The sequence below is a fragment of the Bradyrhizobium sp. USDA 4452 genome, from assembly GCF_054063575.1.
The window spans coordinates 6403021-6417924 of sequence record NZ_JBSSGK010000001.1 but is presented as its reverse complement, the minus strand read 5'-3'; the positions used below and the strand labels follow the sequence as shown (position 1 = coordinate 6417924).

Sequence of the window (14904 nt, the reverse complement as noted above, 5' to 3'; positions counted from 1 at the left end):
CCTCAGTCCAAGACGATGCGATTTTTCGACAAAAACATGCGGCGGCCGTCAGCGCCGCCTTCGATCACGAGATCCCACCGTCCGAGAGCGACCCCCGCGGCGTCCCCTCGGTAGGTTCCAGCACTGCGCTCCGCCACGTTGATCGCGCGATCGGCCCGGCGGTCCACCGGTCGCTCGAGCCGGGCCTCGAAATTCATTCCGACGAGAGGCGCGCCTGCGCGGTCGCGCGCCTCGATCGCAAGCACCGCCCGGCCATCGAACTGCCGTAGGACATGTACCTGCACCTGCCAGCTTCGCTCGTTCTGGTCCCGCGCCGCCAGGATCTCGCGCTGATAGGCGAGGCTCGCGCTGTAGGCGCTGTCAACCTCAGTTGCTGGCAGCGTCGTGATGGCAAAGCGCATCATGATCAAATTGGCAACAATCACAACCGAGAAGAAAGCCAGTATGGCGATCAGGACAAAGCGTCCGGTGATGGGCCGAGCGACTAAAGTTGATGCGGTCATTGGCAAGATCTCGTCAGTAATTCTTAGGGGAAGACGAAGTGGTCCGTTGCGGTGGCGACCTCACCGAGGCCAATGTCAGTGACCCGAAATGTCACCGGCATCGACCGTTCCGACGTGTCGTCGGCTGGCGCGGTCACCAACAAGCGGAGTTCTGTCGTGGTATCGCGAGCCAGGACAATCGTCGGTCGTTCCACGGTCACAGAATCTACGCCGACGACGTGGACGGACGTTTGGGGCGGCCCATCGATGTCGATCGCAATGACGCGGTCGAACGCGAGTTTGTTAAGCAAGCGTACCGTGTAGCCGTTGCGAATGGAACCATCGCTGAGCCTGACCGCTATCGGATTACGATCGTGCAGCACGTTGATGTCGAGCAGTGTTCTGGACAACACCCCATAAAGCATCATCGCACAGACGACCGAGATCAAAGACGCATATACGATCGTCCGCGGGCGTACCGGCTTGAACACCTCCGACTTGCCTTCCATTCGGCGCCTGATATTGATGTCGTTGTCGTAGCCAATCAGGCGACTTGCGCGCCCGATCTTCTTCATGACGGCATCGCAGGCGTCGATGCATAGCCCGCACTGGATGCAGCCGAGCTGGGCGCCGTTGCGAATGTCGACGCCGGTCGGACAGACCGCCGCGCATTGATTGCAATCGATGCAGTCTCCAATCTTTTCGCCCCGCGCGCGCAGATCGAATGACTTCTTCAACGAGCAGCGCTGTTCGCCGCGATCGTACTTGTAGGTGACATTGAGTGCCCACTCGTCGGTGAGCGCAGCCTGGATGCGCGGCCAGGGGCACATATACACGCAAACCTGTTCGCGCATGTAGCCGGCCAACAGGTACGTCGTAGCGGTGAGGATCCCGATCCAGATATAGGCGATCGCGGGCGCCTGGAATGTCGCCAGATCGCGGACCAATGTATGCGCGTCGGAGAAGTAGAGCACCCAGGCACCACCGGTCCACCAAGCGATCATCAACCAGACCGCGTGCTTTAGCACGCGCTTTGCCGCCCGCCCCACTGTCATCGGGCGTGCGGCGGCCCTCAGTCGGTCGCGACGATCGCCCTCGATCCAACGCTCTACCGCATAGAACAGATCGGTCCATGCCGTTTGCGGACAGAGATAGCCGCACCAAATACGTCCGCCCAGGGCGTTCATCAAGAATAGTGCCAGCGCGGCAAGCACGAGCAACCCGGTGAAGTAATAAAGCTCCTGCGGCCACAACTCGATGAAGAAAAAGTAGAACCGTCGGTTCGGGAAATCGAGCAACACCGCCTGGTCAGGAACGCCTAAGCCACGACGCCAACGCACGAACGGCAGCAAATAGTAGATGCCCAGACACACCACCATCAGCCGCCATTTGATGGTGCGGAAAGTGCCGCAGACGCTCTGCGGCTGGACCTTCTTATGAGTTGTATAGAGAGGCCCATCTTCGCCGATCGGCGGGTTAGCGCGCGCACCAGTCTTGTTCAGGGCTAGCTTCATGGCCGACCTTACATCTGGCCCGGGTGACTGATTTAGAGCCTTGTCGATGGGCCGATGGCTTCTCGGCTCATCTCACCTATTGTCCACCACCGAGCGAGTGCACATAGACCGCAAGTGCCTTGATCGTGATGGAATCGAACCGCCCGCTCCAGGCCGGCATGATGCCCCCACGGCCATAGCTGATCGTCTCGATCAGCGTCTCCTCGTCCGAGCCGTACAACCAAATGTGGTCCGTCAGATTCGGCGCGCCGAGCTCATGGTTGCCTTTGGCGTTCTCGCCATGACAGACCGCGCAATTGTCGGCAAAGATCCTTGTGCCGGCCGCGGCATCGAAATTGGCGACTGTTGACAGGCCGGACAGCGATCGCACGTAATTCGCTACTGTGGCGATCTCATCCTTCCTGAGGATGCCGTCGCGGCCGAAGGCCAGCATTTGCCCTTCATGGGCCTGGGCGTGCCCGGACCGTGCGCCAAACTGGATGGTCCGCTGGATCTGATCGAGCGATCCGCCCCACAACCAGTCATCGTCGTTGAGATTGGGATAACCCTTGGCACCTGCGCCGCCGCTGCCATGGCATGGCGCGCAATTGTCTGCAAACACCGTCTTGCCCCGGGCACGGGCCAGTGCCAGCAGGGCCGGATCCGTCTCTATCTCTGTCAGTGACGCTTTGCCGAGAACCGCCATCTTCTCGCCGCGCAGCCTCTCGAGCCCGGCAAGATCGTTGACGACACTCGCGCGGGTCGAATGTTGAAATACGCCGGTCGTGTAGCTGGAGAGGAGCGGCCAGGCCGGATAGACGACCCAATAACCGATCGCCCAAAGGATGGTGGCGTAGAAGGTCGAGATCCACCAGCGCGGCAGCGGCGTGTTGAGCTCCTTTATGCCATCCCATTCGTGTCCCGTCGTGGAGCGGCCAGAGATCCGATCGAAGTCGTTGCGGTCAGTCATGGTCTGTCAATCCCGGCACAGCGGCATGCGCGCCGCAGAGTCAAAACGCCGCCTATTGCCGGGCCACAGCGCATAAACAACAATGGCCATGAAGATACCGACAAACAACGGCGTCCAGAGGCTCACGACGAAGCTTGACGCCAGGCTCTCGATGGAAATGACGGCTTTCATCACAGGATCCTTCAGCGCAGATTGGCTTTTTCGTCGTAGAGCTTGAAATCGATCAGCGTTCCGAGCATCTGCAGGTAGGCGATGAGCGCATCGAGTTCGGTCGGATTGCCAACGCTTCCGTCGAAATTGCGCACAGCTGCCTTCGGATAGCGTTTCTGGAACGAGGCGAGGTCCGCGCCGTCAGGATCGAGTTGGGTCTTCAAGTCAGTGACCGCGTTCTTGATCTGATCTTCGGTATAGGGGACACCGACCGCCCGGTTGGTGCGCAGATGTGCAGCCACGTCGGTCAGGTCGAGCTCGGTGCGCGCCAGCGTCGGGTATCCAGGCATGACCGACCGCGGGACGATGGCCCGCGGATTGGTCAGATGCGTGACGTGCCATTCGTCGGAGTATTTCGCGCCGACACGCGCGAGGTCCGGGCCGGTACGCTTCGAGCCCCATTGAAACGGGTGATCATACATGCTCTCGGCGGCCAGCGAGTAATGTCCGTAGCGCTCGACCTCGTCACGCAATGGCCGGATCATCTGCGAGTGGCACACATAGCAGCCTTCGCGTATGTAGATGTTGCGGCCTGCAAGCTCAAGCGGGGTATACGGTCGTACGCCATCCACGGCCTCGACCGTACTTTTGAGGTAGAACAGCGGCGTGATCTCGACCAGCCCCCCGATCGCGATCACGGCAAGGATGCCTGCGATCAGGATGATCGAGTTCTTCTCAAAGATCTTGTGTCGGTTCCAAAGAGACATGCGATGACCTATTCCGCGACTTGGAGTGCTCCAGTGTCCTGGATTTGATCGGTTTGCTTTGCATTCACGGTCATCCAGAGATTGGCGGCCATGATCAGCGCTCCAATCAGGAACATTGCGCCTCCCGCGGCGCGGATGATGTAGAAGGGATGCATAGCCTCGACCGACTCGATGAACGAGTATTCGAGGAAGCCTAGCGGGGTATAGGCGCGCCACATCAGGCCTTGCAGGACACCAGACACCCACATCGCCGAGATGTAGAGCACGATCCCGATCGAGGCGATCCAGAAATGCCAGTTGACGAGCTTGAGGCTGTACAGCTCGCGCTTCCAAAGCCAGGGAACCAGGCAATAGAGCGCACCGAACGATACAAAACCGACCCAGCCCAGCGCACCGGAATGCACGTGGCCGACGGTCCAGTCGGTGTAATGACTGAGCGAGTTGACCACCTTAATTGCCATGGTGGGGCCCTCAAACGTCGACATGCCATAAAAGGCCACCGAGACCACGAGCATGCGGAGCACCGGGTCAGTGCGCAGCTTGTCCCACGCACCCGAGAGCGTCATCAGGCCGTTGATCATGCCGCCCCATGAGGGCATCCACAGCATGATCGAGAACGTCATGCCCAGGGTCTGTGTCCAATCCGGCAGCGCGGTGTAATGTAGATGGTGAGGGCCGGCCCAGATGTAGAGGAAGATCAGCGCCCAGAAGTGGATGATCGAGAGGCGGTAGGAATAGACCGGGCGCTCGGCTCTTTTCGGAATGAAATAATACATGATGGCCAGAAAGCCGGCGGTCAGGAAGAAACCGACCGCGTTGTGGCCGTACCACCACTGAAACATGGCGTCCTGCACACCGCCCCAGGCGATGTAGGATTTCGCGCCGAACACGGAGACCGGTAATGCTGGATTGTTGCCGAGGTGGAGCACCGCAATCGTAACGATAAAAGCGAGATAGAACCAGTTGGCGACGAAAATGTGCGGCTCTTTCCTTTTCACCAATGTCGCCAGGAACACGATGAGATAAGTGACCCAGACGATGGTGAGCCAGAGATCGGCGTACCATTCGGGTTCGGCGTATTCCTTTGACTGGGTGGCGCCGAACAGATAGCCGGTGCCAGCGATCAGGATGAAGAAATTATAGCCAACTACCACGAACCACGGCGCAAGATCGCCCGCGAGGCGCGTGCGGCAGGTCTTCTGCACGACGTAGAAAGAGGTCGCGATAAGTACGTTTCCGCCGAACGCAAAGATCACGGCCGACGTATGCAGCGGGCGGAGTCGGCCGAAGCTCGTCCAAGGCAGATCGAAATTCAGTGCGGGCCAGGCGAGTTGCGAGGCGATAAAAACGCCGACCGAAAAGCCTGCGATACCCCAGAACATCGCCATCACTGAGGCGAATTTGATCGGAGCGAGATTGTAATTCGGCCGGCCCTTGATCTGCGCCGGCGGCAATTGCGCCGGCCGTTCATAGTAGCGATTGAGAATAACGCCTGCGGTGGCCAGACTGGCGGCGGACGCCAGCAATGCGTGGAAGCTAAATGCGGAATCGTGCCCCATCGCTCCTGCGAAAAAGCAAACATAGGCAGAAACGGCGAATACCGACATCAGGCCTGCTTCACCCATGGTCATGGATTTCGAGGTGGGGGACGGGCTTGTCATGTCTAGGCCTTCTTTGAAAGCGGGCTTGCCAGGAGATCACATTTTCGGAGGACGGGACGAGAGCGCGATCAGTCGCTAGAACGCTGCGGAGCGCTGCCGATATCACGCGCGAGCGCGCGCAGAGTATGTTCGTTGGGGCAGCCTTTGAGGGGATTTACAGGCTTATGCCGCTCGAGGTCGGCCGCGCAGCGGATCTTGGTCTGACAAAGGCCGCATACCCGCTGCAAATCGCGCACCACGTCTCCATGGCGGGCAGCCAGCGTATTTCCGGAAAAGCCGGCGAGTGCGAGGCGCTTGCTTAAGAGTTCAGGAGAGCCCGGATTTTGCGCCATCTTTCGAAAGTCCGACGTGGACAGATTAAGTTCACGTGCGATCGCGTCGATATCCTGCGCGCTCAAATAGGCCAATTCGGCTGTTCGTGACAGCTTCGCTCGTAACCGGGTAAGCAGATTCTTGAACCCCCAAGGGCGACCGACAGATCCAGAGTGGCTAACCATGAGTCATCCCCCTCAAAGCAGCCATAGCTTCCGGCAGCAGACTTGTTTTTGACATGCATCAAAATAAGGCCCGTCTGTGCGAGAAAATCATCGATCCGGATCGCCCCAGAAGGACGATGATGCGCTGCGAGCCCGCAGAACCGCAGGCCGGCAAATGTCGGGTGCGAGCTCTAGGAGGGTGTCACAAACAAGAGGGCCGCCTGCCCAATTGGCGGCAGCACCGCGAGCTGTTCTCTCGATCGACGTTCGGGAAGACGTTTTGTAAATCTCACCCTCGATTCGCGGAGTATCTCCACGATCAAAATTCGCGGACTTCCCTAGCCGAGCTCAGGCTAACCACCCCATGCCGGGGGCAACGCAGGCGGGGTTCGAAGCTCCATTGCATCGGCAAAGATGGTCCAATCACGGACACCTTTTTGCCTGCAGAAATCGGTTTCTGCCTGTTGTGCAGCAGCACTCAGCGAGGCTGCATGCACCCGGAACGTTGCCTGACAGGCACGATGCTCGTGGCCGGTCTCGTCACAAACGGTCTTGATGAACCGAACGTTAAATGAAGGCATGATACCCTGTTCCTGTGCGTTTGCTTATGTTGCATTCTGCCAGCCGCGCCAGGCGAGTATTTAATTTGTCTCAAGCAGCACCCAAAAAGATTGTTGCTCCATCGAGATAAGGTTGAGACTTGGGCAGGTGATGTGAGTGCTCTTTCGTCCGAAGAAGCTCCAAAGCATCAAGCGTCGGTTTGGCGGATCACATCTGGTTGAGGTCGCTGAAGAACAACAGCTCTCGTCTTCCCGTGCGTTGGGCCGGCAGAGTTGAGAAAATTCTCATGACACGGTTGGAGGCAGATGGCGATTATCGATCAATCGCAACTTCAATCGCCGGCAATGTGGAAGCCTGTGGCGCCGCGAACCTTGCACGGTGCTTGGTCGTCTCACAAGGCATTCCCGACCGCTCCGCCTGATTGTGAGGCAGCGGGCAAAGGCATTTCCGACCGGCACCGGCGGCCGAAGACTACCGGCGGCGAGAACTACCCGCACGTGAGCAAATGAGGCGAACCGGCTTCATCTCGCTCGTGATGGTCCACCCTATCGCCGCAACGGCAAAGCCGATGATCAGGCTGGCCGCGGCCAAGGTTTCGATAAGCCCAAGGTTAAAGAGTTCCGCGCCATAGCCGATGGCTACGATCAGCGCGAGCAAGACGAACGACAATGTGACGCGAGCAATCAACTTAGCATCTCCTTCGCGACTCTCGCAGCTCAATGAACGCGCTGTGATGATGCAATGCCCGTACGCTGCGCAGCAACATTCGCACATTGCGCGCCCCTACATTTTGATTTCAATCAAACCCGCTACACGCTGGCGTGTCGCGTGGATCATTGCGCGGCCCTGCCGGATAACCCGATTCAATGCGTGTTACCGGCAACGCACTGGCAGTGACCACTCGTCCTCGCCCCGTTCTAGACGCGCGTCGGCTTCTTTTTGACCTGCATCAATACGGCGGCGGCGGCTTGCGGATAGAAACGACTTTCCAGTCAAGCTCAGTTAAATGGCAGATAGAAAGACTTGGCGCCCCATCATCTTTTCGTATCCAATACCGGCGACTGGGCTCACGAGCTGCTGCCGAACGCACCCGAGCGAGTTGCACCCGGTCACCTGCGCCGCGTGTAATGCTGAGCACTTCATCGACGCGCAGATCGGCACGATGCTCGGGCCGAGCGCAGCTAACCTGAATGCCATCAAGCCAATCCCGGCGTCATACCGTTCGCGCACGGACACGCCGCCAGACTCGCAAAATCACGCTCGAGGGCATCAAGACTCCAGGCCCCACGCGGACCTGGTAGGACGGGGAGACTTCCGACCGACAAAGGATATTCGACATGACAGACCAGGGCGACAAATGTCCCGCTGCGGCAAGCTTGCGGGAACGGCAGTCCACTCCAGCTGCTGTCCAACAGTAATCAATACCAACCGGCGCTGGTCCGGTTCGACTCGACCGGATCGCGGGAACTGTTTCGTAGCCCAAATTCTTCGGTCGGCGACGGATCACGTCTCAGCACGATCCGATCGGTGGCGCTACGCGCCAAAGCATCTGAATCGCAACTGGCGTGATCGAGACCATGCGCCGCTTTGGCGAGATCAGGCCGAGCCTGTTGGGCCAGCGGCCGAGCGATCTCGCCCTTAGTATCGGAAGGTTGCCTAATTTTGTCAGTCAGCGGCGATGAACACCGTCCGGGGTCTCTAGGCAACTTGACCTGGGAGCGCATTGAAACGGCGCCCTTTGACCGGGAGCTGGAGATCGCGGTGATCGAGGGTAATACCATTCACCGGCTGGTCTTTCCTTGCCGCCGCACCTTCGGCGGCTGGATCAAGGCCTTGACCGGAGAGCACGTCGCTGTGCAGCCCACGCACTGGCGCATCTGGCCGAGATAGCGGCGGCCGCCCTGCACGCAATAGGTAGCGCAACGAAATGCGGCTGCATTCGGTCGCCTCACATAGATAAACTATGTACAGTCGATCGAATGAAAGGGTTTGTCCGGAAACATGTCCGACCACATTTGGTACCGCTATGGCACAGCCGCGGCGGCCGCCGCGCTGGCGGTCGTGCTTCGTGCGGCACTGGATCCGTATCTTCAGGACCGCACGTTCACGATCATCTACCTTCCAGTCATCGTTTTTGCCGCTTTCGCTGGGGGCCGCGGACCGGCCATCTTCGCTACGCTGCTCTGCCTCATCATCAGCGCGGCACGTCTTGGGAACAACCTCATCTCCGATTCCGCAAACATGATCGATATAGCCGGACTCGCGGTACTTGGCCCCCTGCTCGGCTTCATGGGCGATCGGCTGCGGCGAGAATCAGAGCAGGCACGGTACCGGCAAGCCCATCTGCAGTCGATCCTGGACACCGTGCCGGAAGCCATGATCGTGATTGACGAGAGGGGAATCATTCGCTCGTTCAGCGCCGCGGCAGTGCGTTTATTCGGCTGGTCTCCGGACGAAGTGATCGGATCGAATGTATCCAGGATGATGCCACAGCCCTACCGCGGCGAGCATGACCGCTACATTGAGCGCTATCTGGCTACCAGAGAACGGCGCATCATCGGCATCGGCCGTATCGTGGTCGGCGAGCGAAGCGACGGCTCGACCTTTCCGATGGAGCTTGCCGTCGGTGAGGCCAAAGTGAGCGGGGAACGATTCTTCACCGGCTTCATCCGAGACCTCACCGAACGGCGAGCGCAGGAACGGCGATTGCAGGAACTGCAATCTGAGCTCGTGCACGTCTCGCGGTTGACCGCCATGGGGGAGATGGCCTCGTCTATTGCCCACGAGATCAACCAACCGCTCTCCGCAATCACAAACTACATGCGCGGCGCCAAGACGCTGCTAGCATCAGACAAGCCGGACGCCAATCGTGTTGGTGATGCCATCGAAAATGCCGCCCAGCAAGCGCTGCGCGCCGGCGATATCATCAAGCGCCTGCGGGAATTCGTTGCCAAAGGCGAGACGGAGCACACGGTGGAGAATCCTCTCACCTTGCTTGAAGAGGCGGTCGCTCTGGCCTTGCTCGGCGCCAAGGAGCAAGGCGTGCGGGCGACGATCCGCAGCGATCGCGATCTGCCATCGATAATCGTGGATGCGCCGCGGGCATGACCTACCCGCCAGCCCATCAGTAACCGCGATATTTGAGGCAGCGCAAAGCTTACCAGGCTCCTGTCCGGTAATCGTGCGGCCCGAGAGCGAGAGAGGCATCGCAATGCGACCGGACCTAGCACAATCCTACGGGCAGCACCGACTACCGCGCTACACCAGCTATCCGAGCGCCCCGCATTTCTCGACATCAGTCCGGGCGCTCGACTATCAAGCTTGGCTCAACTCCCTCGACGGCCGGCAGTCCGCCTCTATCTACCTGCACGTGCCATTTTGCCGAAGCATGTGTTGGTACTGCGGCTGCCATACATCTGTCACGAAACGCGACGATCCGATCGCGATCTATGCGGCTGGATTGCGCACTGAGGCCTACCTCGTTGCAGAAGCCATTGGCCAACGGCAGGCAATCTCTCATATCCACTTCGGGGGCGGCACGCCGACGATCCTGACACCTGAAGCATTCGCCGATTTGGTCGGCTCGTTGCGTTATTCATTCGCCGTCCTGCCTGATGCTGAGATCGCCGTCGAGATTGATCCCCGCATGTTGAGCAATCCGATGGCCGAAGCCCTGGGCTATAGCGGTGTCAACCGGGCAAGCCTTGGCGTGCAGAGCTTCGACCCGGTCGTCCAACAGGCCATCAACCGCCCTCAGAGCTTCGAACAGACCGCCGTTTCGGTCGAGCGGTTACGCCACGCCGGCATTTGCCGGATCAATTTCGACCTGCTGTATGGGCTGCCCGGGCAGACGGTCGATTCGTGCCTGGATACCGTCGGCAAATGCCTCGAATTGCATCCGGACCGGTTTTCGGCCTTTGGTTACGCGCACGTTCCGACCTTCAAGAAGCATCAACGCAAGATCAACGAATCGACTCTGCCCGACAGCGTCGAGCGCTATCTCCAATCCGAAATGGTAGCTGACACTTTGGTAGACGCTGGATACGTACGCGTAGGCCTCGATCACTTCGCCCTGCCGCATGACAATCTCGCTGTGGCGGCGAAGCAAGGCAGGTTGCGCCGCAATTTCCAGGGATATACTGACGATTGCGCAGGCGCGCTTATTGGCCTCGGTGCCAGCGCCATCGGCCGGCTGCAGCAGGGGTTCGTCGCGAATGCTGTCTCGACCAGGGATTATCTCGCTCGCATCACCGAGGATCGGCTCGCGACGGCGAAGGGCTATTTACTGACTGATGATGATCGCTACCGGGCGGAGATCATCGAGCGAATCATGTGCGACATGACAATCGATCTCTCCGAGACATCTCGCCGTCACGGCAGGGATCCGGATTCGGCCGTTGTCGATCATTCCCGGCTTGAAAGCCTCATCGCAGATGGCGCCGTCGTGTTCGACAATGGCCGCCTTTCCGTAGCCGGCGGCGCCCGGTTTCTGGTCCGGAGCGTCGTTTCCGTGTTCGACGCTCACCTCGCTCGGTGCGGGGCTACGCACAGCGCGGCGGTCTAATCGTGTGAACGGCGGCCGTGCCACTCTAGTCATCCCGCACTTCTGCACCAGTGAACTGGTATGCGCGGCTCGGGTCGATCTCGTGATCGTGGAGCATCTTATATGTCAGCCACTTTCATGGTCACGCGTCGACTTGCCCATCCATTCCAAACAGAGTTCCAGACCTTCGCCAGAGTGGAACCAGACAGACTGCCTGCGCAGCCTGATCAACAAAAAACCACTCATGCATTGATTGGTTGAGTAATCCTTGCGGTCGCGTTTGCTCGCATGGTCGCGCCGATCCAGCGGCGGGCAGGCGCCGTTAATTGCACTTAAGGCGGCCGGGCGTCGCCAGCCGTGGTCTTCGCTCGCCTCGGCAACCCGTTGTGAACGCGGCTCATCGCGGACAAACCTTGGTCTAGTCTTCCAATACTCAACTACGTTGGTCGCATACCACAGCATGATTGAGCCACGCTGAGCCGTGCTTTAACTTGGGTTCAGATTTACGGCGAATGTCCTCGCCGGCAATCGGACCATCGGCGGTCCTCCCTGCGCCGGTGGAAGTCGGCGATGTGTCAGCGTCGCTCCCCTCAGACTTAACTTTCGCCCGGCCTGCTAAACGCGGCCGGGCGTTTTTTTTGTCCGAGCTCGGTCGAGATGATCCAGAGCGCAAACGCGCTATGAGCGGATCAGCGTCCTGGAGGAGAGAGCCAAGCGCAGGATCAACGACCTGGCCGATCGGATGCCGCGCGCAGTTGCCGGGCGGCGGCGACCATATTGATCAGCGCCGGTCGAACCTCCTCCCATTTGCGCGTCTTCAGACCACAGTCCGGATTTACCCAAAGCTGCGAGTCCTGCAACCGCTGCCGAGCCAATGCTATCAGCTCCTTCATTTCCCCTGCCTCGGGAATGCGGGGAGAATGGATGTCGTATACGCCCGGCCCGATTTGATTGGGATATTTGTAATTCCTGAACGCGTCCAGCAGCTCCATCTTCGAGCGCGACGTCTCGATCGAGATGACATCCGCATCCATTGCAGCAATGGCGCCGATGATGTCATTAAACTCCGAATAGCACATGTGCGTATGAATCTGGGTTTGATCTGCAACGCCTGATGAGCATATCCGGAAGCTATCGACGGCCCATTGAAGGTAGGTCGCCCACTCCGATCGGCGCAATGGCAATCCTTCGCGGAGGGCGGCTTCGTCGATCTGGATCATGCTCGCACCGGCTATCTCGAGATCACGGACTTCGTCGCGGATCGCCAGTGCGATCTGCCGGCAGACCTCGCCTCTTGGAATATCATCGCGAACAAACGACCAATTCAGGATCGTTACTGGTCCGGTCAACATCGCCTTCACCGGCTTACTGGTGAGTGATTGCGCGTAGAGCCACCAATCCACGGTGATCGGCTTTCGCCGCAAAACATCGCCAAACAGGATCGGTGGCCTGACACAGCGCGAGCCATAGGATTGTACCCAACCATTCCTGGTAAATGCGAACCCGGCGAGTTGCTCGCCGAAGTACTGCACCATGTCATTGCGCTCAAACTCGCCATGCACGAGGACGTCCAGCCCGATGTCCTCCTGCCAACGCAGAGCGCGCGCGGTCTCCTCCTTGAGGAACTTGTCGTATTGCTCGTCGCTCATGGCGCCTTGCGCATGTGCTGCGCGGGCGTTACGGACCTCTGGGGTTTGCGGGAATGATCCAATCGTCGTGGTGGGAAAGGCCGGTAGTCCAAAGCGCTTGCGCTGGATCTCGGCCCGACGGACAAATGGGCTGGCGCGCCGCCGCATGGCCTGGTCGATCGCTCGCATCCGTACCGCGAGAGTTGCATCGCGGATCTTTGGTGAAGTCCGGCGGAACGTCACGGCCGACTCCGATTCAGCGAGACTTTCAGCAACATTCTGATCACCCGCGAGTGCCCGCGCCAGGATCGCGAGCTCACGCATCTTCTGTACCGAAAAGGCAAGCCAGCTCTTGAGATCGGATGCAAGTCCGGTCTCAAGTTCAACATCGACGGGCACATGAAGCAGCGAGCAGGACGGAGCGATCTGGACACGATCCCTGCCTAGCTTCGCAATGGCGGGATCCAGTTGCTGGCGGAGCGTCGACAGGTTCGACCGCCATACATTTCGTCCGTCGATGACGCCGAGAGACATGACGAGGTCGCTTCGCCGGGCAGCAATGATCCGGTCCAACAGGTTCGGCGCGCGAACCAAATCCACGTGCAGTCCGGCAACGGGCATGTTCAAAGCTGTGTCCAGATTATCGCCGAGATCGCCGAAATAGCTCGCGACCATGATCTTGACGTCGGGTACTTCCTTGGCAAGCCAATCGTAGACGTGCAGCAAAGATTTTCGCGCCCGCTCCTCCAGATCAAGGACCAGGCAGGGCTCGTCGCATTGAACCCAGTTTGCTCCTCGTTTGGCTAGTTCTCGCAGAACCTCGACATAGACCGGTATTAGCTCGTCCAGGAGCGACAGTGGCTGGAACGCAGGATCCGCACTCTTGCCAAGCTTCAAGAATGTGACCGGCCCGATCAGGACAGGGCGGGTCTGGAATCCCAGGGCTTTGGCTTCCTCGTACTCCTCGATAGGCTTTCGCGAGGACAGGCGGAACGTCTGTCCCCGACGAAATTCAGGGACCATGTAGTGGTAGTTGGTGTCGAACCACTTGGTCATCTCCTGTGCGGGCGCGCCATATCCGCCCGATCCGGGGCTGCAACTCGCATTCTGGCGGTCCCACTGTGAACCGCGGGCCATCTCGAAGTACGTCCTGAGCGAAACCGGCTCGACTTTCGACGCATAGACTTCCGGAATGGCACCAACCATGACAGAGGTGTCTAGCACCTGATCGTACAAAGAGAAATCGTTGGACGGAATGACGGTGACACCGAGGGATTTTTGGCGGGCCCAGTTCGCAGCGCGCAGGCCCGTTGCGTCCTCGAGCAATTGCTGTTCACTGATTGCGCCGGCCCAGTAACTTTCAAGCGCGCGTTTGAGCTCGCGTCTTGGACCGATCCGAGGCGTTCCAAGCGTGGCAACCGGAAGGGAGAGAAGAGACATAGCGCTAACCCCGTAGTTGGGGGCAAAGGCCATGGCGGACGCAAGCACGATCGCCCGGAGGGCGGCTGCTTGGCGTACCACCGGGACACCCCGCCCGTGGACGTAAATGTGGTCGAGGCAGGTCTCCTGGCTCGCGGGTCATCGCCGCTGTCCGGTCTTCCCAAAGCCCCACGGGCTTCAGTGACTTTGTTGGACAGCGGCTCGCCGCTTACAGTTGCGGGGGCAGCGCCGGCCTGTTCACCGGCTTCCCTCTTAGCTCCGGATCGAGCGGGACCGGAGAACCTCTACGATTTCGATTATCTGCAACAGACCTCTTCCGTCAACCTCTCAGATGACTCTCTCACGTCAATGCTGCCATCATCGGTGACTCAAATGGCTATTTGACATCGAAAGTGGACCACGAGTGGAAGCTCTCTCCAATATAGGTTTCAAAGGAATTGTCGAAAGGCGCAAGTCGCGCGCTTCGAGCGTGCCGGCATTCGGTCTCTCGGCAGTCGAGAAGGGGCGCCGGGGGCAAAACGCCGCACGCCATCAGCATGCCCGGCGCGCATGTTGATCTGCGTGCCAACCAATCCTGGTAGGCGACTTGCGGTCTGTGATGCCGATAATGCGCAGGAACGCATGTCGATTCGACTCAACGAACACTGAGAAGCCCCGCAATGAAAATGGCTGTTTGGAGTGCCGTTGGCGTCTTTGCTGTCACCATCTTTGCGGTCGGCCTGTTCGGGCGATT

At 59.3% G+C, this 14904-nt stretch carries 13 protein-coding genes and 1 riboswitch; of the genes, 3 read left to right on the top strand and 10 right to left on the bottom strand.

Features of this window, described 5'->3' with window-relative positions; genetic code table 11:
• Positions 1-2 precede the first annotated feature (2 nt).
• From ACVISU_RS30065 to ACVISU_RS30030, 8 genes are all read right to left on the bottom strand, one after another.
• The gene (locus ACVISU_RS30065) at positions 3-503 is read right to left on the bottom strand and encodes a FixH family protein (RefSeq protein WP_456709355.1); all 501 of its coding nucleotides are present in this window, start codon (positions 501-503) and stop codon (positions 3-5) included.
• Between the two features lie 23 nt (positions 504-526).
• Positions 527-1996 (bottom strand): cytochrome c oxidase accessory protein CcoG, encoded by a 1470-nt coding sequence (gene ccoG / locus ACVISU_RS30060; RefSeq protein ID WP_456709354.1) that lies wholly within the window; start codon positions 1994-1996, stop codon positions 527-529.
• Between the two features lie 76 nt (positions 1997-2072).
• A complete protein-coding gene (gene ccoP, locus ACVISU_RS30055; RefSeq protein ID WP_456709353.1) occupies positions 2073-2945 on the bottom strand; it encodes a cytochrome-c oxidase, cbb3-type subunit III in 873 nt (290 codons plus the stop codon).
• Positions 2946-2951: 6 nt separating this feature from the next.
• Positions 2952-3116, bottom strand: coding sequence for a cbb3-type cytochrome c oxidase subunit 3 (locus ACVISU_RS30050; RefSeq protein WP_456709352.1), 165 nt, complete (start codon positions 3114-3116; stop codon positions 2952-2954).
• Positions 3117-3127: 11 nt separating this feature from the next.
• Positions 3128-3862 carry a cytochrome-c oxidase, cbb3-type subunit II gene (ccoO, locus tag ACVISU_RS30045; RefSeq protein WP_456709351.1) on the bottom strand — a complete coding sequence of 245 codons (735 nt, stop codon included), beginning with the start codon at positions 3860-3862 and terminating at the stop codon, positions 3128-3130.
• Between the two features lie 8 nt (positions 3863-3870).
• Positions 3871-5523 (bottom strand): cytochrome-c oxidase, cbb3-type subunit I, encoded by a 1653-nt coding sequence (ccoN, locus tag ACVISU_RS30040; RefSeq protein ID WP_456709350.1) that lies wholly within the window; start codon positions 5521-5523, stop codon positions 3871-3873.
• Between the two features lie 68 nt (positions 5524-5591).
• Positions 5592-5930 carry a hypothetical protein gene (locus ACVISU_RS30035; RefSeq protein WP_456709349.1) on the bottom strand — a complete coding sequence of 113 codons (339 nt, stop codon included), beginning with the start codon at positions 5928-5930 and terminating at the stop codon, positions 5592-5594.
• A 1101-nt stretch (positions 5931-7031) separates the two neighbouring features.
• Positions 7032-7247: a hypothetical protein gene (locus tag ACVISU_RS30030; RefSeq protein ID WP_456709348.1), complete on the bottom strand. Its 216-nt coding sequence runs from the start codon at positions 7245-7247 to the stop codon at positions 7032-7034.
• A 1020-nt stretch (positions 7248-8267) separates the two neighbouring features.
• Between ACVISU_RS30030 and ACVISU_RS30025 the strand changes: the two genes are divergently transcribed.
• The 3 genes from ACVISU_RS30025 (at position 8268) to hemN (ending at position 11124) form a co-directional block, all read left to right on the top strand.
• The gene (locus ACVISU_RS30025) at positions 8268-8450 is read left to right on the top strand and encodes a hypothetical protein (protein WP_456709347.1); all 183 of its coding nucleotides are present in this window, start codon (positions 8268-8270) and stop codon (positions 8448-8450) included.
• 111 nt (positions 8451-8561) lie between these two features.
• The gene (locus ACVISU_RS30020; protein ID WP_456709346.1) at positions 8562-9668 is read left to right on the top strand and encodes a PAS domain S-box protein; all 1107 of its coding nucleotides are present in this window, start codon (positions 8562-8564) and stop codon (positions 9666-9668) included.
• Positions 9669-9771: 103 nt separating this feature from the next.
• Positions 9772-11124, top strand: coding sequence for an oxygen-independent coproporphyrinogen III oxidase (gene hemN, locus ACVISU_RS30015; protein ID WP_456709345.1), 1353 nt, complete (start codon positions 9772-9774; stop codon positions 11122-11124).
• A 105-nt stretch (positions 11125-11229) separates the two neighbouring features.
• On the opposite strand, the gene ACVISU_RS30010 is transcribed toward hemN, so the two are convergent.
• Both ACVISU_RS30010 and metE read right to left on the bottom strand, forming a co-directional pair.
• The gene (locus ACVISU_RS30010; protein ID WP_456709344.1) at positions 11230-11565 is read right to left on the bottom strand and encodes a hypothetical protein; all 336 of its coding nucleotides are present in this window, start codon (positions 11563-11565) and stop codon (positions 11230-11232) included.
• Between the two features lie 260 nt (positions 11566-11825).
• Positions 11826-14171, bottom strand: a complete 2346-nt coding sequence (metE, locus tag ACVISU_RS30005) for a 5-methyltetrahydropteroyltriglutamate--homocysteine S-methyltransferase (protein ID WP_456709343.1) — start codon at positions 14169-14171, stop codon at positions 11826-11828.
• Between the two features lie 99 nt (positions 14172-14270).
• Positions 14271-14472: riboswitch (cobalamin riboswitch) on the bottom strand.
• Positions 14473-14904 lie beyond the last annotated feature (432 nt).